The organism is Bacillus cereus group sp. BceL291, from assembly GCF_051776705.1.
Taxonomy (GTDB): domain Bacteria; phylum Bacillota; class Bacilli; order Bacillales; family Bacillaceae_G; genus Bacillus_A; species Bacillus_A cereus.
Window position 1 is genome coordinate 200,074 of sequence record NZ_JBPWAP010000004.1, and the last position, 20,751, is coordinate 220,824.

A 20,751-nucleotide genomic window follows, 5' to 3' on the forward strand; every position below is an offset into this window, starting at 1 on the left:
GCATTATGATGGACGAAAGGAAGTTTTACTATGATACATGATAGGCTTGGACAAACAGTATTAAGTTATCGTAAGAAAAATAATATGACAATTCGTGAATTTGCTGATTATGCAGGGATTAGTACATCACTAATTAGCCAAATTGAAAGAGGACATGCTAATCCTTCTTTAAATGTTTTGGAGTTAATTGCAAAAGCATTAAATGTACCGCTGTTTACACTTTTTATTAATGATATCGATACAGATTCGCTCATTTCTAAGAAAAAAGATCGAAAAAAAGTATATCGGGAAAACAATGATCACATTGTATATGATGTATTAACACCTGATTTTATGAAAGCACGTATTGAAATGTTAATGATGGATTTAAATAAACAAGCAAACACAACAGAAAGTCATTATTCCCATGAAGATAAGGAAGAGATTGCTGTTATTATGAAAGGGGAAGTGTACGTAGAATTGGAGGGAAAAGAATATTTTTTAGAAGAAGGCGATGTTGTACGTATTCCACCAAATGTGAAGCATCGATTTTTGAATAAAAGTGATGAATCGAATCACATTTTATTTGTACTGACACCATCTTTAGGATGAAAATATAGTGATTTTAACTAGAGGAGAAAGAAAATGGAAAACAAAAGTATTTTAAAAGGCGGCCTTTCAATTATTTCTCAATGTAAAAAAGAAACAAATGATATTTGGCATGCGCATTTTGGAGCAGCTGCAATTGCTAGTTATTTTAATCATATAAAGAGAGCTCCAAATTATAAAGATATAACATTAGAAAAATTCCGATATGTTATTCATTCTTAATGAACGTCAATAATCTGTAAAAGGAAGCTTAATCTAGTTTCTTTTTTTGTTAGTAGTATATTATTTTTTCAAATATGTAAGATTTTACATGCGTATTTTACTTTTACTAATTATGTAAGTAGGCTATACTGAAATACATACATTTTATTTTTGGAGAGATGTAAAACGACATGGAACTAGCGAAATTGGAAAAAGTAATTGAAATAAAAAAAGAAGAACTTTTATACTTAGTATCGGATTATGGAATTCAACATGAAAAAGTATTGGCATTGAGTCAAGAACTAGACAAATTAATCAATTACTTTATGTTTTTAAAATAAAGAGAACTATGACGTGGTTTGTATATGTTATAGTTCTTTTTATTAGGTAATTTGAAAATATATTCAAATATATTGTCTAATTTCTTACAGAATGCGCAACTTGCTAGTCGAATATAAGGACTTTTGGTTATAATAAAAAGGAATTATTAATTGTATCGGTTAGGAGCGCAGCACATATGAAAACAGTTGTTGTTATCGGTGGAGGTATAACGGGACTTTCTACTATGTTTTATTTAGAAAAATTAAAAAAGGATTATAATATCGATTTAAATTTAATTCTTATTGAGAAAGAAGAGTATTTAGGTGGTAAAATCCATAGTGTGGAAGAAAAGGATTTCATTATGGAGTCAGGAGCGGATTCAATCGTTGCTCGTAATGAATATGTTATGCCACTTGTAAAAGATTTAAATTTAGAAGATGAAATGGTATATAATGAAACGGGTATTTCTTACATATATTCTGAAAACATGTTACATCCGATTCCTTCTGATACTATATTTGGGATACCGATGAGCACCCAGTCTTTGTTTAGCAGTACGCTAGTCTCAACGAAAGGGAAAATCGTAGCTTTAAAAGATTTCATAACGAAAAATAAAGAGTTTACGAAAGATACATCACTTGCTCTATTTTTAGAAAGTTTCTTAGGGAAAGAGTTAGTGGAAAGACAAATTGCTCCTGTACTTTCAGGCGTATATTCTGGTAAGTTGAATGAGCTTACAATGGCATCTACATTACCGTATTTACTGGATTATAAAAATAAGTATGGAAGTATTATTAAAGGTTTTGAAGAGAATAAAAAACAATTTCAATCAGCAGGAAATAAAAAATTCGTATCATTTAAAGGTGGACTATCTACGATAATTAATCGCTTAGAAGAAGTGCTCACTGAAACTGTCGTAAAAAAAGGTGCTATAACGACGGCTGTAAGTAAACAAGAAGATCGATATGAGATTTCTTTTGTAAATCATGAAACAATACAAGCTGATTATGTTGTTTTAGCAGCTCCGCATGATATAGCACAAACTTTATTACAGTCTAATGAGTTAAATGAGCAGTTTAATACATTTAAAAACTCATCTCTTATAAGTATTTACTTAGGATTTGACATACTAGATGAACAACTACCAGCTGACGGCACAGGGTTTATTGTAACGGAAAACAGTGATTTACATTGTGATGCTTGTACATGGACAAGTCGAAAGTGGAAACATACATCGGGTAAACAAAAATTATTAGTAAGAATGTTTTATAAGAGCACCAATCCGGTATATGAAACAATCAAAAATTATAGTGAAGAAGAATTAGTACGAGTAGCTTTATATGATATTGAAAAGAGTCTCGGAATTAAAGGTGAGCCAGAAGTAGTCGAAGTTACAAATTGGAAAGATTTAATGCCGAAATATCATTTAGAACATAATCAAGCGGTTCAAGCATTGCAAGAAAAAATGACGAATCTTTATCCAAATGTATATTTAGCTGGTGCCTCATATTATGGTGTCGGAATTGGTGCGTGTATTGGAAATGGAAAGAATATAGCCAATGAAATAATGGCTACATTAAATAAATAATACTGTAGAATAAATAAAAACTGTTCCTTCAGCAAAATGGAGGAACAGTTTTTATTTATTTTATTTGAATGGAAATTGTATTGTTTTTTACATTGTTTTCTTTTATTGTTAATGTTATTTCTCCAGACTCTTTAAATGAATACGGTGATAGTTGATAAATATCTTTTATATCATGTTTTTCTTGTAATTTATTTACCGGTATTGATACGATATTTGGCTTCCATGTTTCTTGTTTTCCTGAAGGATATTCTATAAGTATTACCGGATTTTTTAACTGTATTGTTTTCCAAGAGACGAAATATAGTTGTACTTCTGTATCTTTTTTTAATAATTCTTCGGAGAAATAACCGAATTCGCCTACATTACCGAAAACAGTATAGTTTTGATTTTTTAATTTAATATCTAAATAACTAGGTTGATATGTTACCGCATGATAAGTTCCATATGAAAGTGAGAGTATGGCAGCGATTAAAATACCGATTGAAAATGTCCTAAAGCTATTACCTTTAAAGCTAGTCATCATGAATGAGTTTGGTGTGAATTTTTTTGCGAATAAAAAAATAAGTAATATGAGTAAGAGGGATAAGCCGATGAATATATACATAGGAAATCTTCACCTCCACAATAAAATAAATATTAACTATATTTTACCATAAATGTATGGGTAGGTTGGTTGTTTAGAAGGAGAAAATGAAGAAACAATTTCTTTACAGTTCTTGATAATTTAAAATTCGATTTATGGAAATTATAGCGTCATGTTTGAGGTGCAATCAGAAGGTATCTAATTTGTGTATATAGAATTAAGAGAGAATGTGCCATTAGAAATGTTTGATTTATGGAACAATAAGGACTTTACTAATTATACATATTTTTTCTGATATAATGAATGAGTAGAGAGAAAGGAGTGATCCTATGGCATTTCCTATATTAGAAACAGAACGCTTACGTTTAGTTGAAATAGAACAATCTTATTGTCAAAAAATATATGAAATCTTTTCATTGGATGAAGTGACGTGTTACTACGGTATGAATTCTTTTACGGAGTTTGGACAAGCTTCACGTATGATTGAATCTTTTTCAAAAAATTACTTTGAGAAAAAGGCAATACGATGGGGAATTGTGTTAAAAGAAACGAACGTTTTAATAGGAACAATTGGACTAAACAATTTACAATTATGGAGTAAACGATCTGAGATTGGATATGATCTGCATCCTCGCTATTGGGGAAATGGTTATGCTTCAGAAGCAGCTGGAGAAATTATTGATTATGGATTTAAAGATTTAGGTTTGTTTAGAATTGGAGCTATTACATATCCTGAAAATGTTACTTCTTGTAGAATGTTATCTAAAATTGGTTTCCAAAAGGAAGGGCTATTGCGCGGATATATTCATCAAGGAAATAAGCAACACGATGCATTGTTGTATTCTATAGTGCGAACTGATGTTGAGGACATAAATTTATAATAAAAAAAACCTCTTAATTAAAAGAGGTTTTTTTTATTATAAATTAACCTAATTTAGGTAATAAACGTTCTCCGCTTTTCATGCTACTTTTACATAAAGGGCATTTAGGCTCTTCTTCAAATGAAAAGTTCTTTCTCATCCATCCTAAACAATCCTCTGATTCACATTCCCAAACAGGGGTTTGTTCTGGTGGTACTTCTGCTACATCGTTCTTTCGATTGCGATACATGTAACCACTCCTTTTATGTAAAAAATTTTAGTTATATATTAAAAAGGTTGTTAACCTTGCTGGTAACAACCTTTTTATTGTTTGAATTATAGCTTTACAACGTTTTTAGCTTGAGGTCCGCGGTTACCTTCTTCAACTTCAAAGCTAACTTCTTGACCTTCGTCAAGAGACTTGAAGCCGTCGCCAGTGATAGCTGAGAAGTGAACGAATACATCGTTACCGTCTGCAACTTCGATGAAACCGAAACCTTTTTCGCTGTTAAACCATTTTACTTTACCTGTTAATGTCATGGTAATGCCTCCTAAAAGTAGAAAAATTACAATATGATCGGCCTTATTTGAATGAAAATAAAATTTCACATATTATCAAAAACCCATAAGGAGTACAAACTGTCCCTGATTGATACTTGATAATATGCAAAGAAAATATAGTGTTAAATTGACCTTAATTACTATCTTACAACAAATGGTGGGAAATAGCAAGTGCTGGTAATACCACTGAGTAATCTGGGTGATAATAGTAAAGGCACAAAGGCACCTCTTTTATTTATATATTATTCCTAATTGGGATTTATGCAAAATCATGTAAGAAAAACTTAGAGTAAATATTAATAATATATTTTTTGTGGTAAAATATGGTTGGTTACTGTTGGTAGTTAAATATTATAAAAGGAGAAAAGAAAGTGAAAAATAATTCATTTATAATAATTGAAGCAGCAAAAGCAGGGAGAAAAAAGGTCCATCCAGTCTTTGCTGTAATATTAGCCATTATATTTTTGACTTTAGGCGAACTTTTTATGTTATTTATGTTATTTTTACCGAAAGCTGAAACGATATTCATGAAAGGTATTTATGACAATGTTAGAATGGTGTTAACGTTTGGCGGAGCTATATTTATTTTATTTATATGGGTTCGTTTTGTAGAAAAAAGACCTTTTTCATCCATTGGCTTTTGGAAAGAGAAATGGATGAGAAAGTATTTAAAAGGTGCGTTAATAGGGTTTTTATTTATTTCAACGCCAGTTATTCTACTATTATTAATGGGGAGTGTGAAATTGCAAGTACAACATATTACCTCAACAGTGATAGTAGGAATAGCAGGATCTCTAGTTGCATTTTTAATACAAGGGGCTACGGAAGAAATTATTGTACGAGGTTGGTTATTCCCGGTTCTTTCTGTTAGAAGTCGTATATGGGTTGGAATAATTGTAACTTCATTTTTATTTGGATTTCTTCATCTACTTAATCCAGGAATTACAATATTATCTATATTGAATATAATATTAGTGGGTGTTTTCGCAGCTTTATATGTATTGAAAGAAGACGGTCTGTGGGGAATATGTGCATGGCACTCAATTTGGAACTGGGCTCAATATAATGTATATGGTTTTGCAGTTAGTGGCACAACTGTATATTCTACTCCAATTTTTAAGTCTATAACAAATGGACCAGAAACATTGCATGGAGGCGCGTTCGGAATTGAAGGTAGTATCATTACAACAATCATGCTCACTGTCGCTTCAATTGTTTTATGGAGAAAGTTATGGGGAAGAAAAGCGAAACAACGAAATTTTAGTTAATGAAAGAGGGAGAAACTATGGGGATAATAGCATTTGAGGGAGCAAGCGCTGTTGGTAAAAGTACCACGTGCCGTGAATTAGAAAAGAATTATGGTGCTTATATAATACCTGAAGTGAATTCTTTATTTGAAAGGCCAAAAAATGAACATAGAACATGGTATTTTGAAAAACAAGTTGAGCGCTGGAATATAGCTGTTCAGAAGTCAAAGCAATATGAATTAGTAATACTCGATGGCGATATTTATCAGCCACTTAGTTATAATTGGTGTTTTCATTTTGATATATTTAATCAGCCATTATCTTTAATAGAAAATTTTTATAAAGAAAAGATGATAAATAGGGAAATTGGCTTTCCGGATCAATATTTTTATTTATATACGAACGATGAAGAACTTAGAAAGCGGAAAGTATCTGATGAGACGAAAAGAAGAAGAAACTTTGAAAAACATTTACATATATCAAAATCGTTTCAGCGTTATTATGAAAATTTAAATACTGTTACAGATGGGTATTGTAAATTAATTGAGGCAAAAAGTGTAAGAAATAATGAATTAGAAATAGTGAGAAACTCACAAAATTTGAACGTGTGTGAAGAAAGACGTTTTGATGTTTCGAAGTTAGATGCTATTACGAAGTGGTTAAAAGAAAATCGTGCATAAAGTAAAAACAACGAGTGTTGTAGAACGCCCTCGTTGTTTTTTGTTTCTTTATAAATATAAAGGAAAAATTTGTAGAATATTTTCATTATTTAACAGAATAATCTTTCAATTTTAAAGAAAAAGAAATACAATATGAGGAAGTATATATAAATAATATGATAGGGGATGGGATGCGATATTTTGAATGAAGTAACAGTTTTTATATAAGAAATAATTAGGTAGTCAGAACGGAGATATTTGGGAGGAAACAAGCGAGATGAAAACATTTTTGAAAATAATAGGTGTTATAGCTGGTATGGCGGTAATTGGAGTAGGTTTAACATATGGTATGCTGCATTATTTAAATAATAGTAAACCAGCTGCGAAAAAGGCATCACCAGCTGCTCCAGCAGTAGAAGTATTAGCTGATAGTAACGTAAAAGCAGAAGATGCAAAGCTTTTAGAAAATGGAAATTATTCATTGCCGAATAGTGGTTTTAATAAAAATTTTAAATGGACAGATGAGAACATACAGACAGCATTACATGAAATGGCACATCAAAAAGCGAAAGCTGATCAAAAGTGGGGCTATATTTTTATTACACAAGAGCGGATTGAAAGCTTAATTGATATTGTAAAGAGTAATGATCTTGTACAGGGAAGTACATATGTAGAAATTTTAGAACGATGGAAACAAGGAAAGTATGAAAAGGTTGATGGGGATCACAATAAGATTTGGAAATTACAAAGTGGGAATTTAGGAGAAGGAAAAGGAGTAATGTCGCAAGCTGAGCAAAAAGAATTAATTAATCAAGTGTTTATGAACAAAGGTACATATTCAGGTAGTAAATTAATTGTAGGTGGGGAACAGACTAATAAATAGTATACTAATTAATGAAAGAGAGTAATTGCTTATTAGGCAATTACTCTTTTTCTATGTACGTCTTAATATTTTAGTCTCGTTCAAGTAAGGAAAGGAACGATTGTAATACCGGGGAAATCCATCTAGATTTATGATAGATTACATAACTTTGAATAACTGTTGCAGTTTCGATAGGTTGAAAACATAGTTGTCCTTTTTGGCAACTTTCTTGTACAACGATATAAGGAAGAATTGAAATGCCTAACTCACACATAACGGATTGTTTAATGACTTCAACATTGGAAGTTTCAAATGTTTTAGCTGGAATATTTCCACTTTGACATAAAAAACGATCTACCATTGGCCTATAGCCGCAGCTTTGTTCTGTAAAAATGAACTGGGTGTCCTGTAATAACTGGAATGGATTTGTATGTGCAGCGGAATGATCTGGTAAAATCCATCCAAATATTTCATTACTCAAAGTACGCGTAATAAAATCATTATGTTCTATACTTTCTCCAATTATGAAGATAACGTCTGTTTCTCCTTCACGTAATTTTTGTAATGCTTGTTCATTTGTGTTTGTTTCAAGTACGATATTTACTTTCGGATTTTTCTGTTTGTAAGTACGTAATAATTGTGGTAATCGGTATACCGCTAATGATTTATTAGATGTAATACTTAATGTACCTTCTAAATAATCTGTATTTTGGGGGATTTCTTGCGCTTTTTCATATATTGAAAGTAATTCTAATGCATAAGGATGAAATTGATGACCTGCTTTTGTAAGTAGCACTTTTTTCCCTAACCGATCGAAAAGAGGAATATGTAAATCGTTCTCTAAAGCTTTCATATGTGCTGTAACAGTAGATTGCGCATAACCTAGCGCATGCGCAGCCTTAGAAAAATTACCATACTTCACAATGGCGCAAAATGTTTTAACATGTCTCATTTCCATAAGCGATCCCTCTTTTATTATCATGATTTGTGAATGATTATATCATGTATTTTAATTTTCCAAATGATTAAATTCTGTATAAAATGAAATTGTAGAAATATTCATTCAGGTAATATTGGAGGAGAAAAGATGATCAAAAAGGGCTATCATGTAGCTGTTGTTGGGGCTACAGGTGCGGTAGGACAAAAAATTATTGAACTGTTAGAGAATGAAATGAAGTTTAATATAGTTGAAGTTACATTGCTTTCGTCAAAACGATCCGCCGGTAAGAAAGTAAGATTTAAAGGACGAGAGATAATTATAAAAGAGGCAAAAACAACTAGCTTTGAAGGTGTAGATATTGCCTTTTTTAGCGCTGGGGGAGAAGTATCTAGACAATTTGTAACTCATGCAGTTTCTAGTGGTGCGATTGTAATTGATAACACAAGTGAGTACCGAATGGCGCAAGATGTACCGCTCGTTGTTCCGGAAGTGAATGCGCATACTTTAAAGCAGCATAAAGGTATCATTGCAGTTCCAAATTGTTCAGCATTACAGATGGTAACAGTACTTCAGCCGATTCGAAAATCATTCGGTTTAGAAAGAATTATCGTTTCAACATATCAAGCCGTATCGGGTTCTGGCATTCATGCGATTCATGAATTACAAGAGCAGGCTAAGTCTACGCTTGCTGGTGAAGAAGTGAAAAGTAATATATTACCGGCGAAAAAAGATAAAAAACATTACCCAATAGCGTTTAATGTACTGCCTCAAGTAGATATATTTACAGACAATGATTTTACTTTTGAAGAAGTAAAAATGATTCAAGAAACGAAGAAAATATTAGAAGATGAAAACCTGAAAATGGCAGCTACTTGTGTACGTGTTCCAGTTGTATCAGGGCATTCAGAATCGGTTTATATAGAACTGGAAAAAGAAGCAACCGTTACGGAAATTAAGGAAGTATTAATGGATGCACCAGGTGTTATTTTGCAGGATAACCCTAGTAAACAGCTGTATCCAATGCCATTATATGCAGAAGGGAAAATAGATACATTTGTCGGAAGAATACGTAAAGATCCTGATATGCCAAACGGATTCCACCTCTGGATTGTTTCCGATAACCTATTAAAAGGTGCGGCTTGGAATTCAGTTCAAATCGCAGAGACTTTAGTAGAAAAGGGAATACTTTAATCTAGTTTGAAAAACCGGGGAATCGATAATGATTTTCCGGTTTTTATCCCGCTATTTGCTGGGCAGTAAGACCCCCACTGATTAAAGCTTCACTTTATTTAATAATTGTTTTCTTTATTTCGTCCAACTTTAATTTAAATTAGTCGTTATTGAATTTTTATAAATATCTACTTTATGTGCAGTGAAGCGTAAGGTTTTGGATTCTGCATGAATTGTTAGGTTAATAATAATCGATAACGGCATTTCGACCGTTTTCACAATATCTTCTATAGCAATATACTCATTTTCTGCTTCGTTATAATAAACAACAGAACGAATTACTGCCTCGTTATTTTCAATGTCAATTTCACACATCATAGGGAATTTTTCACCATTATGTAAGAATAGTTCGCCTAGTACGATTGAACCGTTTAACTCCTCTGTAAAATTAGTAGTTGCTGCTGGTTTTACCCATGTTTCGTCATGTTCTTCGTTTTCCTCTTCATCTATTGCCCATTCCCAAATGGGGTTTTGTTTTAGGTCTTCAATAGTTAATTCATCAATTGGTTTGCAATTGCTCATACATAAATTCTCCTTTTGCTTTGATAAATAAGTTTCTTAATCTCAAAAATTAGATGATTGCTTACGAGTAAGTTCAATATAGTATTTTGCTCATTTGATATTAAACTATTTTATTTTGAAGTAAAGCTTCTGTAGCAATATTAACAAAAAAATAATTATTTAGTAAATAATTATTAGTGGAGGTTTTAAAGTGGCATGGAGTTAAGGTAAGGTAGTAAAAAACATCAAGAATGAATGGGATTCATTTGGTACGATATGGATATGTTTAATAAGAGGGGGAATTTGATGTATCAAGTAAAGGGGTATTTTTCATCGCTCAAAGGAAGTCATTATGAAATTGGTAAGCAACAAGGTGAATTTGTGAAACAACATTCTTATCTTATTCCGCAATTTATAGAGCAAGAAAACTTAATATCGCATAACCATTGGACAGAATCTAGAAATATATTAAATCAATATTGTTCTGGAATTAATGAAGAAATTGAAGGTTTTTGTGAAGTGTTAAAAATTCCTTCAAAAAATATGATGTATTACTATCAAACACTATTGAAAGCAGGTTGTAGTCATTGTGCAGTATTACCTAAAAAGACAGATTCAACTCACACTTATGTATTAAGAAATTATGATTTGTCACCAGTAATAGATGATATGCGTTTTTGCTCGACGCATGTTGAAGGTGCGTATGCACATAGTGGCTTTTCTACTCAATATTTTGGTCGAACAGAAGGGGTTAACGAACATGGATTATCTGTTACATTTTCAGCATGTGGTCAACCAGTAGGAAACATTGCAGGTTTAAGAAAGCCAATGGTAAATGGTTTACAGTGTTTTGCGGTAATTCGATTGTTGTTGGAGAAATGTAAAAATGTGCAGGAAGCTAAATCACTAATAGAAGAAATACCAATTGCTAGTAATATTAATTTAATAGTAGCTGATCCTTTAAACGCAGCACATATTGAAATATTTGACGGTCATAAATCCACAACAACGATTGATGGTGACAACCAAGCTTTTATTGTATCAACAAACCATGCAGTTAGTTCATCAATTCAGAAATTAAATAATAGGAAATTAGAACAATCTACAAAGAGATATCATGTTTTACATGAGCATTTAAATGGATATGAACAAGTGAGCATAGAGTCTTTAAAAAAGTTAGTAGAAGAAGAATATCCTGATGGACTGACTGTACATAACTATGAAGAATGGTTTGGAACTTTACATTCTGTATTATTCGATTTACATGATCGTACAATGAAGATTTGTTTCGGATCACCACTTTTAAACGACTGGTACTCATTGAAAGTTGGAGGAAGTATGCCGTTTTCCGAGGTGAACGTGAACTTTAAAAATAAAACTTATACTGACTTTTGGAGGGAAGATAAGAATGAATTGATGCCTAAAAGATAAATGAGATAAGATGATAATGAAGAGAGTGCATTTACACTGGAGGGATTACCAATGCTAAAAGTTATGTTACCATTTATTCTTATCTTTTTTCTTGTCATTGCGATGTATATTGCTTATCAAAAGAGAAAAAAAACCGGGATAAAAGGATTGAAAAGTGCGTTAACTTCTATTTGCTTCTTTTCACTCGCAATTTTAAATATGTTTGCATATTGGTTTCACTTTGGCGGTGCTTTTACTTGGTTATTTTCAATTGTATTATTGCTAGTTGGTGCATATTTTACTAAATATATTCCAATATCTAAAAAGGTACATTAAAATCTATAAGAGTTTAATATAATGTTTACTTTGTTTTGAAAAGAGATTATTCTACTAGATCGTTGTGAAACGGTTTCATAGGATAATCTCTTTTTTTTAGTTTTGGAAAGAACGTACTGTGCTTTTTAGTTGTTCAATAAATTCTTGAGTTGCAGCACACATATATTTATCTTTTCTATAAATTAACCCTATTTCAATTGTTGGAGTAGGGTTTTCTATTTTAATAGCTTGAATGTTATTATTTTGTAAAAAGTCTATATATGGTTTGGGTAACACTGTAATTCCCATTCCTTTGGAAACCATTTGGATTAAAGATTCCATCGTGCTAATTTCTAAAATTGGTCTTGGTTTAAAGTTAAATTTTTGACAATGAGATGTAATTAGTTCGGTTAAAAAGAAATTTTTAGGTAAAAGAATTAAAGGATAGTTTTGTAATTCAGCAATAGATACATGATTACGTTCAGCTAATCGATGACCAGTGGGCACGACCAATGTAAGATCGCTTTTGTATAGAGGGATAGAGATAATCTCTTTATCATGCACCGGGAGAAATGTGATTCCAATATCTAGTTCATTTTGTAATAATTTTTCACGAATATCTCCTGTGCGAAGCCCTAATACAGAAAGCTCTATATTGGGATATAAATTATTAAAATTTAAAATAGCTGTTGGTAGTAAATAATTTACGACGGTTAACAAAGCCCCTATTGTTAAGGAACCTTGCTGTAATCCGTTTAGATCTTGAATAGCTGAACGAGCTTGTTCGACTTCATGAAAAATGGTTTTACTATGTGATAATAAAATCTTCCCTGCTTTAGTTAAAGATATTTTTTTACCAATTCGATCGAAAAGTGGCATTCCTACTTCATGCTCTAATGCACGTATTTGTTGACTTAGTGAAGGCTGTGAAATATTTAATTTCTCAGCTGCTTTTGTGAAATGTAATTCTTTTGAAACAGCTAAAAAGTATTCAAGTTGTCGTAATTCGATTGGAATCACCTCAAGTATAATAATAGGTTATACCTATCATTATTATATAAATAATTGAATTGAACAATGATTTTAAAGGTTTTATAATCATCTTTATATAGCAGAGAGGGTTGTAAAAATTAATCGAGAGAAAATACATGTAACACCTTTAAAGGAGGAAATAGAATGGCTAATGAATATCAATTATTATCTTTAAATATAGGATTACCAAAAGAGGTTACATACGGCGGAAAGGTAATTCATACAGGCATAAATAAGAAACAAGTAAAGGAACCGGTATATTTATCCTTTGTAAAATTTAATGGGGATGGACAAGCTGACTTAGTTCATCATGGAGGAGTAGATAAAGCAGTTTGTGTTTATACTGGTGATCACTATCCATACTGGGAAAAAGAATTGAATCAAGATCTTGTATATGGGGCTTTCGGAGAAAATATAACAGTTAGTGGTATGAGCGAAGAGGATGTTTGTATTGGTGATACGTTTGAGCTAGGACAGGCAATCGTACAGGTAACACAACCAAGGCAACCTTGTTTTAAATTAGCAAAAAAATATAATATTCCAAAGTTACCACTATATTTTCAAGAAACAGAATATACAGGATTTTATTTTCGTGTATTAAAAGAAGGATGGGTATCATCAGTCGACACCTTAAAAAGACTACAGTCTGATCCAAAAGGTGTTTCAGTAGCATTCGCTAACCGTATCATGCATAAGGAAAAACAAAATATTGAAGGGGTAAAAAGGATATTAGAAGTAAATGCACTTTCAAATAGTTGGAGAAAGTCTTTTGAAAAGCGTATAAGTGGAGAAGAAATTAATACGAAGGAAAGACTTGAAGGGATAAAAGAATAAAAATATTTTATTATAAATAGTGTATTTCTATTAGTAAAAGCTAATTAGAAAGCGCTATTTTTATAAAATAAACTAATTAATATCCGAAAATCTTAATATTTTTTTATTCGACTTATTTTCAAATAGTCGAAACATAAAATTAATTAGACTTTTTTTTTATGTTTTATGATAGTATATTGATTGGTAAGACCTCTATTTTTAAGAGTAGGTCATATAAGTATATCTAATTTAATGGAATTTAACATTTGGAGGTACAACATGGGGAATGTTGTAAAATTGGCAAGTCTTCTAATAGAAGAACCGAAAAGAGAGCAGTTATTTCCTTTATTTGAAGAAGTGTTTGGAATTACAACTCAAACATTGAATGATTTTTCGGATAAAGGATATTGGGATGATACATATAAAGCTTTATCATTTTTACAAGAAGATAAAGTGATTGCAAATGTTTCGGCATTTTCACTCCCATTATTAATTAATGGTGAAAAAATAAATGCGGCGGGTATTCAATCAGTAATGACACACCCTAATTTCCGTAGACAAGGGCTAATGACACAATTAATGAGTAAAATGATAGAGGAAATCGATAAGAAATGTGAATGTGCATTATTGTTTACGGAAAAACCTGAACTATATACAGCATTTGGATTTAAAGTTGTGCAGGAATATTTGATGACTATACCATATGATAAAAATCTTAATAATAACGATTCACTACTTAAAAAGTTAGATTTCTATAATATAGAGAATAGACAGTTAATACATGAAACGATTGATAGTAGCCAAAGACTTTCAAATAGTTTTTCAACTTTAAACTTCCATCCTTCATTTTATTTGAATATGTATGATTCGGAATGGAATGAGAAATTGTATTATTCAGAGAAACTAGATGCTCTAATCGTTTATGAAGTAGACAATGAAAAGTTGAAATTATTTGGAGTATTTGCGCCAGTACTTCCGGTTTTAGATGAATTATGTGGAGAAATCAATGAAAGGTTTACCGAAATCGAATTTTATTTTTCTCCGGATCAATTAGGGGTTGAGGATGTACAGTTTACTGAATTACAGTCTCGCAAGTATTTAATGGTTCGAAGTGATAAAGAGTTAGATTTTAAAGGTTATAAATTTCCAGTATTAGCGGAGTTTTAAATGTCTATATAAATGCTTTATTATGGAGGAGCTATGAATATATCGTATATACCAGAACGTATTGAGCAACTCACTATAATGAATGTACCTGAATACTATAAAATTAATGATAATCATGCGTTTATTGTCCGTTCGAAAGCAGAAACCGATTTTTGGCTTAAAACACATTATGGTTTTGAAGTAATGAATGGTCATGTATTTTATAATGAGATGATGACAGACTTTCAAGCTGAAGTTCAGTTACGTATGAATCCAAATTCAAAATTCGATCAAGCAGGTCTTTTTGTTATGATTTCGGAAAAGTGTTGGTTGAAAACTTCATTAGAGTATATTCCAGATGGCCCTTCTCATTTAGGAGCTGTCGTAACGAATAATGGATATTCTGACTGGTCAACGCAAGATTATCCAACTGAAGCAGCTAAGCAACAACTTCGTTTTCGAATTATTCGAAAACGCGGTGATTATACAATATATGTGAAAAAGAGCCATCAATGGGAACAAATAAGAATCGCTCATTTAATGGAGGATATAGGGAATGAGCCTATTAAAATAGGTTTTTACACGTGTAGTCCTTCTAAAAATAAGGGATTTGAGACTGAGTTTTTAAATTTTACAATTGAAGAAATATAGATGAAAAAACCGTATTCTTTTCATTAAGAATGCGGTTTTTGTATTTACATAATATAAAGCACATTTATTGACCAGAAAGTCATTAATACTTATCATTTAATAATGTTAAATATTAATTTGCATAATATAATAAAAGTAATGAAGAAATTACAAAAAATATCAATTAAATAAGGAGGGATATGAATTATTCAGTGGTAATTTCATGGGAAAAGGAGATTATGTATGAAATCATTTCGTAAGTTATTACAGTATTTAAAACCATACATGTTCTTCGCTATTATTGGACCGCTATTTATGGTACTTGAGGTTGCGATGGACTTAATTCAACCGACTATTATGCAACATATCATTGATGTTGGGATTGCAAATCGGGATTTAAATTATGTAATAAAAATGGGGCTTCTTATGATAGGAGCAGCAGCACTCGGTTTAGTTGGAGGGCTTGGGTGTATGATGTATTCTACAAAAGCAGCTGTTAATTTCGCTACAGACATACGAAAAGATGTGTTTGCGAAAATAGAAACATTTTCTAGTAATAATCGTGATTCATTTGGAACAGGTAAATTATTAACGATCGTGACGAATGATATCACTTCCATTCAATCGGCAATGACGATGACATTACGTGTTCTCGTTCGTGGTCCACTGTTATTTATGGGAAGTATAATTATTGTTTTTGTAACAGCGCGAGAGTTATTTCCAATATTACTTGTAGTTGTTCCGATTTTATTACTTGCGATTATTTTAATTGCAAGTAAAGCAAGTGGTACATTTAAAAAGGTGCAAGAGGCATTGGACAAAGTGAATACAAAGTTACAAGAAAATTTATCTGGTGTACGTGTTATAAAAGCGTATGTAAGACAAAAATACGAAATCGCCCAATTTGGAAATGTAAATACAAATTTAACGAAGATAAATATTCGAGCTGTGCAACTTATTTCTTTAATGATGCCAATCATTATGCTAGTTGTAAGTGGCGGGATTGTCGCAACATTATGGATTGGTGGAGAAAAAGTATTCAATGGAACGCTTCAAGTAGGAGCGATTTTGGCATTTATTAATTACTTGAATATCATTTTAATGTCACTTATGTCGATTAGCATGGTATTTATTCAAATTGCGCGAGCTTTTCCATCTGCGGATCGTGTACAGCAAGTGTTAAATACCGAGGTTGATATTATAAGCGCAGCTAATGCAATCGAACCTGAGAAAATCGAGGGGAATATCGAATTTAAAAATGTTAGTTATAGCTATACGAAAAATAATGAATACGTTTTAAAGGATATTTCGTTTAGCATACAAAAAGGTGAAAAAGTAGGGATTATTGGATCAACTGGAAGTGGTAAATCTACCTTAGCGAAACTGTTACCACGTCTATATGATGTGGATCAAGGTGAAATATGTATAGATGGAATAGATGTTAAAACATATGATTTGCAAAAACTCCGTGCTTCAATAGGGTTTGTACCTCAGAAGGCTTTGTTGTTCTCAGGTAGTATAGAAGAGAATTTACGTTATGGTAAAGAAAATGCAACACATGATGAGCTGGAAGTAGCAGCTGCATCAGCTTGTGCGACTGAGTTTATCAATAAGCTGGAAGAATCTTATCGATATAATTTAACACAAGGTGCGACAAATCTATCAGGTGGACAAAAACAACGTGTATCAATTGCAAGGGCACTTGTGAGAAAACCACCGATTCTCATATTAGATGATTCTACATCAGCAGTTGATGCAAAATCAGAGGCTACTATTCAAACAGCTTTAAAAACAAAATATAAAGGCACAACGACATTATTAATCGCGTCCAAAATTTCTTCCATAATGGATGCGGATAAAATACTTGTATTAGATAATGGTGAATTAGTTGGCAATGGTACACATGAACAATTGTTAGAACGAAGTGAGGTTTATCAGGAAATTTATCTTTCCCAAGGTGGTAATTTGCATAAAGAAGGTGGGGAAGAACATGCGTAATTTTCAAGGGCAATTTGCTAAAAAAGGTGGACGAAACACACCGAAGATGGGAAAAGCTAAAAATGCCCAAGGAACTGTAATGCGGATATGGAACTATATGGGCTATCAAAAAGCTGCTCTAATGTTTGTTATATTTCTAGTCGTTGTTACTACTTTACTTGGATTATTAGGTCCCTATTTTATGGGAGTCATTATAGATCAATATATTGTACCGAAAGATTTAAGTGGTACAGCAAGAATGTGTATGTTACTTATCGCGATTTACGGTGTAACTGTACTTTTAACATGGTTACAAACATTTGTCATGATTAACGTTGCATTAAAAACAATTCAAAAAATACGACAAGATATTTTTGAGAAAATCCAAACGCTTTCTTTACGGTTCTTTGATGTGCGTTCTCAAGGTGATTTAATGAGCCGTGTGACAAATGATATAGATAATTTGAACCAAGCTTTGACACAAAGTGTTGTACAAATTATTTCATCAGCGCTAACTTTTATAGGTGTAACGATTGCGATGTTCGCCTTAAATTGGATTTTAGCAATTGTAACTTTAATTACAGTACCTATTATGTTTTACGTTACAAAAAAACTAGTTGCATATAGTGGTAAAAACTTTGCGAAGCGTCAAAAAGATTTAGGTGAATTAAATGGATTTATTGAGGAAGCAATTACAGGTGCGGATGTTACGACGTTGTATGGAAAAGAAAAAGAAACTGTACAAAATTTCAATAAAATTAATGAACAGCTAAGAGTTTCAGCTACGAAGGCTGATACATTTTCAGCTTTTATTTTTCCAAGTATGAACTTTATTAATAACTTAGGTATGGGGCTTGTCATTGGGACTGGATCAGTTATGGTCTTAAACGGAATGACAACAGTAGGTGTTATTGCGGCTTTTATTAATTATTCTCGTCAATTCTCAAGACCGTTAAGTCAATTTGCGACTTTAATGAATACAATTCAAGCGGCAGTTGCTGGTGGAGAACGTGTTTTTGAGATTATGGATGAGGTACCAGAAATTCAAAATAAAAAAGACGCATTTGTTGTACAAAATTTACAAGGGCATGTTGCACTTGAGAATGTTTCATTTGGCTATGCAGAGAATAAAACGATTTTAAAAGAAGTGAGTCTTAAAGCGCAGCCAGGAGAGACAATTGCTTTAGTTGGCCCGACTGGATCAGGGAAAACAACAATCATTAATTTGTTAACTCGCTTTTACGATATACAGCAAGGACAAATTCATATTGATGGAAAAGATATAAAAGATTATGATATTAATTCTTTACGAAGTAAAATAGGAGTAGTTTTACAGGATACGTATTTATTTGCTGGTTCGATTATGGATAATATCCGTTATGGACGCTTAGATGCTACTGATGAAGAAGTTATCACTGCAGCTAAGGCAGCATCTGCACATTCTTTTATTAAGCATTTGCCAAATCAATATGAAACAGAAATTGCTTCAGAAGGATCGAATTTAAGTCAAGGACAAAAACAACTTCTTGCGATTGCACGAGCAATTTTAGCAGATGCAGATATATTAATTCTCGATGAAGCGACATCTAATATTGACACAAGAACAGAATTACAAATACAAGCAGGACTAAATAATTTAATGAGAGGTCGCACAAGTTTTGTAATCGCTCACCGACTTAAAACAATTGAAAAAGCAGATCAAATCCTTGTTATAAAGGATGGAAGAATTTTAGAAAGAGGGAATCATGAGTCTCTTATGGAAGATAGAGGGTTTTATTTTGATCTGTATACGAGTCAGTTTAAAATTTAATAAAAAAAATGAGGTTTCTCTAGAAAAGAGAAGCCTCATTTTTTTATTTGTAAACTTTATGAATTACTTTTCTAACCAAATTAATTATCCGACCTGAAAAATACTTATACTTGCAGATACATTTGTTAAAGAGCCACCATCACTATTTGAGAGAGTGATAGTACCTGCTGAAGAGGTGTTATTTATTAAAGTCAATGTTGAAGGAACAACTGTTACGGTAAAAGCAGCAGTACCTTGATTTATTGAATGTGGTGACCCCGTACCAAAACGCCCACCTGGAATTGGTGTACCATTTAGTTCGAGGGAGAATTGGTTTTCGCGAGAAGCTTGTAATTGAAACTCTGCTACATATGTTCCTAGTGTATTAATTATAATATTTCCAGTACCTGTGATGTGGCTAAGGGCAGTTCCTGTTATAGGTCCATTTGTGTTAAAAGTAACACTACTTCCTACTGCAATTGATTGGTTAGTAGTATCAAAAACATATAGATAGTTTGTTAATCCTACACTAGCCGCCCCGGTAGCCCCGGTAGCTCCAGTAGCCCCGGTAGGTCCAGTGGAACCAGTAGCCCCAGTAGCCCCGGTAGTCCCAGTGGAACCGGTAGCCCCGGTAGCTCCAGTAGCTCCAGTAGCCCCGGTAGTCCCAGTAGGCCCAGTGGAACCAGTAGCCCCGGTAGTCCCAGTGGAACCGGTAGCCCCGGTAGTCCCAGTGGAACCGGTAGCCCCGGTAGCTCCAGTAGCTCCAGTAGCTCCAGTAGCTCCAGTAGCTCCAGTAGCCCCGGTAGTCCCAGTAGGTCCAGTGGAACCGGTAGCCCCGGTAGTCCCAGTGGAACCGGTAGCCCCGGTAGCTCCAGTAGCCCCGGTAGGTCCAGTGGAACCAGTAGCCCCAGTAGCCCCGGTAGTCCCGGTAGTCCCAGTGGAGCCAGTAAGTCCAGTGGAACCGGTAGCCCCGGTAGCTCCAGTAGCCCCGGTAGTCCCAGTAGAGCCAGTAAGTCCAGTAGCCCCAGTAGAGCCAGTAAGTCCAGTGGAACCGGTAGCCCCGGTAGCTCCAGTAGCCCCGGTAGTCCCAGTGGAGCCAGTAAGTCCAGTGGAACCGGTAGCTCCAGTAGCCCCGGTAGTCCCAGTAGAGCCAGTAGCCCCGGTAGTCCCAGTAGCCCCGGTAGTCCCAGTAGAGCCAGTAAGTCCAGTAGCCCCAGTAGAGCCAGTAAGTCCAGTGGAACCGGTAGCTCCAGTAGGTCCGGTAGCTCCAGTAGCCCCGGTAGTCCCAGTGGAACCAGTAGCTCCAGTAGCTCCAGTAGCCCCGGTAGCTCCAGTAGCCCCGGTAGTCCCAGTAGGTCCAGTGGAACCGGTAGTCCCGGTAGCTCCAGTAGCTCCAGTAGCCCCGGTAGTCCCAGTAGGTCCAGTGGAACCGGTAGTCCCGGTAGCTCCAGTAGCTCCAGTAGCCCCGGTAGTCCCAGTAGGTCCAGTGGAACCGGTA

The 20,751-nt window shown here is 33.5% G+C and carries 23 protein-coding genes; 17 read left to right on the forward strand and 6 right to left on the reverse strand.

What is annotated here, in order from left to right:
- Positions 1 to 30: 30 nt before the first annotated feature.
- The 4 genes from ACS2CR_RS05650 to ACS2CR_RS05665 all read left to right on the forward strand — a co-directional run bounded on the left by ACS2CR_RS05650 (position 31) and on the right by ACS2CR_RS05665 (position 2,698).
- Entirely contained in the window at positions 31 to 591 is a 561-nt protein-coding gene (locus ACS2CR_RS05650; protein WP_000581029.1) for a helix-turn-helix domain-containing protein, read from the forward strand.
- 33 nt (positions 592 to 624) lie between these two features.
- The gene (locus ACS2CR_RS05655; RefSeq protein WP_000428904.1) at positions 625 to 810 is read left to right on the forward strand and encodes a hypothetical protein; all 186 of its coding nucleotides are present in this window, start codon (positions 625 to 627) and stop codon (positions 808 to 810) included.
- A gap of 170 nt (positions 811 to 980) precedes the next feature.
- The gene (locus ACS2CR_RS05660) at positions 981 to 1,130 is read left to right on the forward strand and encodes an aspartyl-phosphate phosphatase Spo0E family protein (protein WP_000417698.1); all 150 of its coding nucleotides are present in this window, start codon (positions 981 to 983) and stop codon (positions 1,128 to 1,130) included.
- A gap of 176 nt (positions 1,131 to 1,306) precedes the next feature.
- Positions 1,307 to 2,698: a protoporphyrinogen oxidase gene (locus ACS2CR_RS05665; RefSeq protein ID WP_053512248.1), complete on the forward strand. Its 1,392-nt coding sequence runs from the start codon at positions 1,307 to 1,309 to the stop codon at positions 2,696 to 2,698.
- A 55-nt stretch (positions 2,699 to 2,753) separates the two neighbouring features.
- Here ACS2CR_RS05665 and ACS2CR_RS05670 read toward each other — a convergent pair whose 3' ends face one another.
- Complete coding sequence (locus ACS2CR_RS05670) at positions 2,754 to 3,302, reverse strand: hypothetical protein (RefSeq protein WP_000275250.1); 549 nt, start codon at positions 3,300 to 3,302, stop codon at positions 2,754 to 2,756.
- 308 nt (positions 3,303 to 3,610) lie between these two features.
- On the opposite strand from ACS2CR_RS05670, the gene ACS2CR_RS05675 reads away from it, so the two are divergent.
- Positions 3,611 to 4,162, forward strand: a complete 552-nt coding sequence (locus tag ACS2CR_RS05675; protein WP_000885387.1) for a GNAT family N-acetyltransferase — start codon at positions 3,611 to 3,613, stop codon at positions 4,160 to 4,162.
- Between the two features lie 43 nt (positions 4,163 to 4,205).
- On the opposite strand, the gene ACS2CR_RS05680 is transcribed toward ACS2CR_RS05675, so the two are convergent.
- Both ACS2CR_RS05680 and cspD read right to left on the reverse strand, forming a co-directional pair.
- Positions 4,206 to 4,391 carry a cold-shock protein gene (locus tag ACS2CR_RS05680; RefSeq protein ID WP_000286203.1) on the reverse strand — a complete coding sequence of 62 codons (186 nt, stop codon included), beginning with the start codon at positions 4,389 to 4,391 and terminating at the stop codon, positions 4,206 to 4,208.
- 86 nt (positions 4,392 to 4,477) lie between these two features.
- Positions 4,478 to 4,681: a cold-shock protein CspD gene (cspD, locus tag ACS2CR_RS05685; protein ID WP_000176366.1), complete on the reverse strand. Its 204-nt coding sequence runs from the start codon at positions 4,679 to 4,681 to the stop codon at positions 4,478 to 4,480.
- Positions 4,682 to 5,073: 392 nt separating this feature from the next.
- Here cspD and ACS2CR_RS05690 point away from each other — a divergent pair, with 392 nt between their 5' ends.
- The 3 genes from ACS2CR_RS05690 (at position 5,074) to ACS2CR_RS05700 (ending at position 7,491) form a co-directional block, all read left to right on the forward strand.
- The gene (locus ACS2CR_RS05690; RefSeq protein WP_053512247.1) at positions 5,074 to 5,970 is read left to right on the forward strand and encodes a CPBP family intramembrane glutamic endopeptidase; all 897 of its coding nucleotides are present in this window, start codon (positions 5,074 to 5,076) and stop codon (positions 5,968 to 5,970) included.
- Positions 5,970 to 6,629, forward strand: a complete 660-nt coding sequence (locus ACS2CR_RS05695; RefSeq protein ID WP_002005064.1) for an AAA family ATPase — start codon at positions 5,970 to 5,972, stop codon at positions 6,627 to 6,629. The genes ACS2CR_RS05690 and ACS2CR_RS05695 overlap by 1 nt, the downstream gene beginning before the upstream one ends.
- Before the next feature lie 256 nt (positions 6,630 to 6,885).
- A complete protein-coding gene (locus tag ACS2CR_RS05700) occupies positions 6,886 to 7,491 on the forward strand; it encodes a PRK06770 family protein (RefSeq protein WP_053512246.1) in 606 nt (201 codons plus the stop codon).
- 70 nt (positions 7,492 to 7,561) lie between these two features.
- On the opposite strand, the gene ACS2CR_RS05705 is transcribed toward ACS2CR_RS05700, so the two are convergent.
- The gene (locus tag ACS2CR_RS05705) at positions 7,562 to 8,428 is read right to left on the reverse strand and encodes a LysR family transcriptional regulator (RefSeq protein WP_153602420.1); all 867 of its coding nucleotides are present in this window, start codon (positions 8,426 to 8,428) and stop codon (positions 7,562 to 7,564) included.
- 129 nt (positions 8,429 to 8,557) lie between these two features.
- On the opposite strand from ACS2CR_RS05705, the gene ACS2CR_RS05710 reads away from it, so the two are divergent.
- Positions 8,558 to 9,601 carry an aspartate-semialdehyde dehydrogenase gene (locus tag ACS2CR_RS05710; protein WP_053512244.1) on the forward strand — a complete coding sequence of 348 codons (1,044 nt, stop codon included), beginning with the start codon at positions 8,558 to 8,560 and terminating at the stop codon, positions 9,599 to 9,601.
- Between the two features lie 129 nt (positions 9,602 to 9,730).
- Here ACS2CR_RS05710 and ACS2CR_RS05715 read toward each other — a convergent pair whose 3' ends face one another.
- Positions 9,731 to 10,162, reverse strand: coding sequence for a hypothetical protein (locus ACS2CR_RS05715; protein ID WP_000063764.1), 432 nt, complete (start codon positions 10,160 to 10,162; stop codon positions 9,731 to 9,733).
- A 285-nt stretch (positions 10,163 to 10,447) separates the two neighbouring features.
- Here ACS2CR_RS05715 and ACS2CR_RS05720 point away from each other — a divergent pair, with 285 nt between their 5' ends.
- Positions 10,448 to 11,572 carry a C45 family autoproteolytic acyltransferase/hydolase gene (locus tag ACS2CR_RS05720; RefSeq protein WP_044584451.1) on the forward strand — a complete coding sequence of 375 codons (1,125 nt, stop codon included), beginning with the start codon at positions 10,448 to 10,450 and terminating at the stop codon, positions 11,570 to 11,572.
- Between the two features lie 51 nt (positions 11,573 to 11,623).
- The gene (locus ACS2CR_RS05725) at positions 11,624 to 11,887 is read left to right on the forward strand and encodes a hypothetical protein (protein WP_000921852.1); all 264 of its coding nucleotides are present in this window, start codon (positions 11,624 to 11,626) and stop codon (positions 11,885 to 11,887) included.
- Between the two features lie 96 nt (positions 11,888 to 11,983).
- Here the strand turns inward: ACS2CR_RS05725 and ACS2CR_RS05730 are convergent, their stop codons facing one another.
- Entirely contained in the window at positions 11,984 to 12,886 is a 903-nt protein-coding gene (locus ACS2CR_RS05730; RefSeq protein ID WP_053512243.1) for a LysR family transcriptional regulator, read from the reverse strand.
- A 156-nt stretch (positions 12,887 to 13,042) separates the two neighbouring features.
- On the opposite strand from ACS2CR_RS05730, the gene ACS2CR_RS05735 reads away from it, so the two are divergent.
- The 6 genes from ACS2CR_RS05735 to ACS2CR_RS05760 all read left to right on the forward strand — a co-directional run.
- A complete protein-coding gene (locus tag ACS2CR_RS05735) occupies positions 13,043 to 13,732 on the forward strand; it encodes an MOSC domain-containing protein (RefSeq protein ID WP_153602421.1) in 690 nt (229 codons plus the stop codon).
- Positions 13,733 to 13,990: 258 nt separating this feature from the next.
- Positions 13,991 to 14,878, forward strand: coding sequence for a GNAT family N-acetyltransferase (locus ACS2CR_RS05740; RefSeq protein ID WP_153602422.1), 888 nt, complete (start codon positions 13,991 to 13,993; stop codon positions 14,876 to 14,878).
- Positions 14,879 to 14,911: 33 nt separating this feature from the next.
- The gene (locus ACS2CR_RS05745) at positions 14,912 to 15,508 is read left to right on the forward strand and encodes a DUF1349 domain-containing protein (protein WP_053512241.1); all 597 of its coding nucleotides are present in this window, start codon (positions 14,912 to 14,914) and stop codon (positions 15,506 to 15,508) included.
- Positions 15,509 to 15,730: 222 nt separating this feature from the next.
- Entirely contained in the window at positions 15,731 to 17,485 is a 1,755-nt protein-coding gene (locus tag ACS2CR_RS05750) for an ABC transporter ATP-binding protein (protein ID WP_000834788.1), read from the forward strand.
- Positions 17,478 to 19,274 (forward strand): ABC transporter ATP-binding protein, encoded by a 1,797-nt coding sequence (locus tag ACS2CR_RS05755; RefSeq protein ID WP_053512240.1) that lies wholly within the window; start codon positions 17,478 to 17,480, stop codon positions 19,272 to 19,274. The genes ACS2CR_RS05750 and ACS2CR_RS05755 overlap by 8 nt, the downstream gene beginning before the upstream one ends.
- A gap of 556 nt (positions 19,275 to 19,830) precedes the next feature.
- Positions 19,831 to 20,751: hypothetical protein (locus tag ACS2CR_RS05760; RefSeq protein WP_438906058.1), on the forward strand; the 921-nt coding region annotated here is incomplete at its 3' end.

What these genes read in the sequence shown, in the direction of transcription:
- ACS2CR_RS05650 (WP_000581029.1), top strand. Translation starts at nt 31, where the DNA reads ATGATACATGATAGGCTTGGACAAACAGTATTAAGTTATCGTAAGAAA.
- ACS2CR_RS05655 (WP_000428904.1), top strand. Translation starts at nt 625, where the DNA reads ATGGAAAACAAAAGTATTTTAAAAGGCGGCCTTTCAATTATTTCTCAA.
- ACS2CR_RS05660 (WP_000417698.1), top strand. Translation starts at nt 981, where the DNA reads ATGGAACTAGCGAAATTGGAAAAAGTAATTGAAATAAAAAAAGAAGAA.
- ACS2CR_RS05665 (WP_053512248.1), top strand. Translation starts at nt 1,307, where the DNA reads ATGAAAACAGTTGTTGTTATCGGTGGAGGTATAACGGGACTTTCTACT.
- ACS2CR_RS05670 (WP_000275250.1), bottom strand. Translation starts at nt 3,302, where the DNA reads ATGTATATATTCATCGGCTTATCCCTCTTACTCATATTACTTATTTTT.
- ACS2CR_RS05675 (WP_000885387.1), top strand. Translation starts at nt 3,611, where the DNA reads ATGGCATTTCCTATATTAGAAACAGAACGCTTACGTTTAGTTGAAATA.
- ACS2CR_RS05680 (WP_000286203.1), bottom strand. Translation starts at nt 4,391, where the DNA reads ATGTATCGCAATCGAAAGAACGATGTAGCAGAAGTACCACCAGAACAA.
- cspD (WP_000176366.1), bottom strand. Translation starts at nt 4,681, where the DNA reads ATGACATTAACAGGTAAAGTAAAATGGTTTAACAGCGAAAAAGGTTTC.
- ACS2CR_RS05695 (WP_002005064.1), top strand. Translation starts at nt 5,970, where the DNA reads ATGAAAGAGGGAGAAACTATGGGGATAATAGCATTTGAGGGAGCAAGC.
- ACS2CR_RS05700 (WP_053512246.1), top strand. Translation starts at nt 6,886, where the DNA reads ATGAAAACATTTTTGAAAATAATAGGTGTTATAGCTGGTATGGCGGTA.
- ACS2CR_RS05705 (WP_153602420.1), bottom strand. Translation starts at nt 8,428, where the DNA reads ATGGAAATGAGACATGTTAAAACATTTTGCGCCATTGTGAAGTATGGT.
- ACS2CR_RS05710 (WP_053512244.1), top strand. Translation starts at nt 8,558, where the DNA reads ATGATCAAAAAGGGCTATCATGTAGCTGTTGTTGGGGCTACAGGTGCG.
- ACS2CR_RS05715 (WP_000063764.1), bottom strand. Translation starts at nt 10,162, where the DNA reads ATGAGCAATTGCAAACCAATTGATGAATTAACTATTGAAGACCTAAAA.
- ACS2CR_RS05720 (WP_044584451.1), top strand. Translation starts at nt 10,448, where the DNA reads ATGTATCAAGTAAAGGGGTATTTTTCATCGCTCAAAGGAAGTCATTAT.
- ACS2CR_RS05725 (WP_000921852.1), top strand. Translation starts at nt 11,624, where the DNA reads ATGCTAAAAGTTATGTTACCATTTATTCTTATCTTTTTTCTTGTCATT.
- ACS2CR_RS05735 (WP_153602421.1), top strand. Translation starts at nt 13,043, where the DNA reads ATGGCTAATGAATATCAATTATTATCTTTAAATATAGGATTACCAAAA.
- ACS2CR_RS05740 (WP_153602422.1), top strand. Translation starts at nt 13,991, where the DNA reads ATGGGGAATGTTGTAAAATTGGCAAGTCTTCTAATAGAAGAACCGAAA.
- ACS2CR_RS05745 (WP_053512241.1), top strand. Translation starts at nt 14,912, where the DNA reads ATGAATATATCGTATATACCAGAACGTATTGAGCAACTCACTATAATG.
- ACS2CR_RS05750 (WP_000834788.1), top strand. Translation starts at nt 15,731, where the DNA reads ATGAAATCATTTCGTAAGTTATTACAGTATTTAAAACCATACATGTTC.
- ACS2CR_RS05755 (WP_053512240.1), top strand. Translation starts at nt 17,478, where the DNA reads ATGCGTAATTTTCAAGGGCAATTTGCTAAAAAAGGTGGACGAAACACA.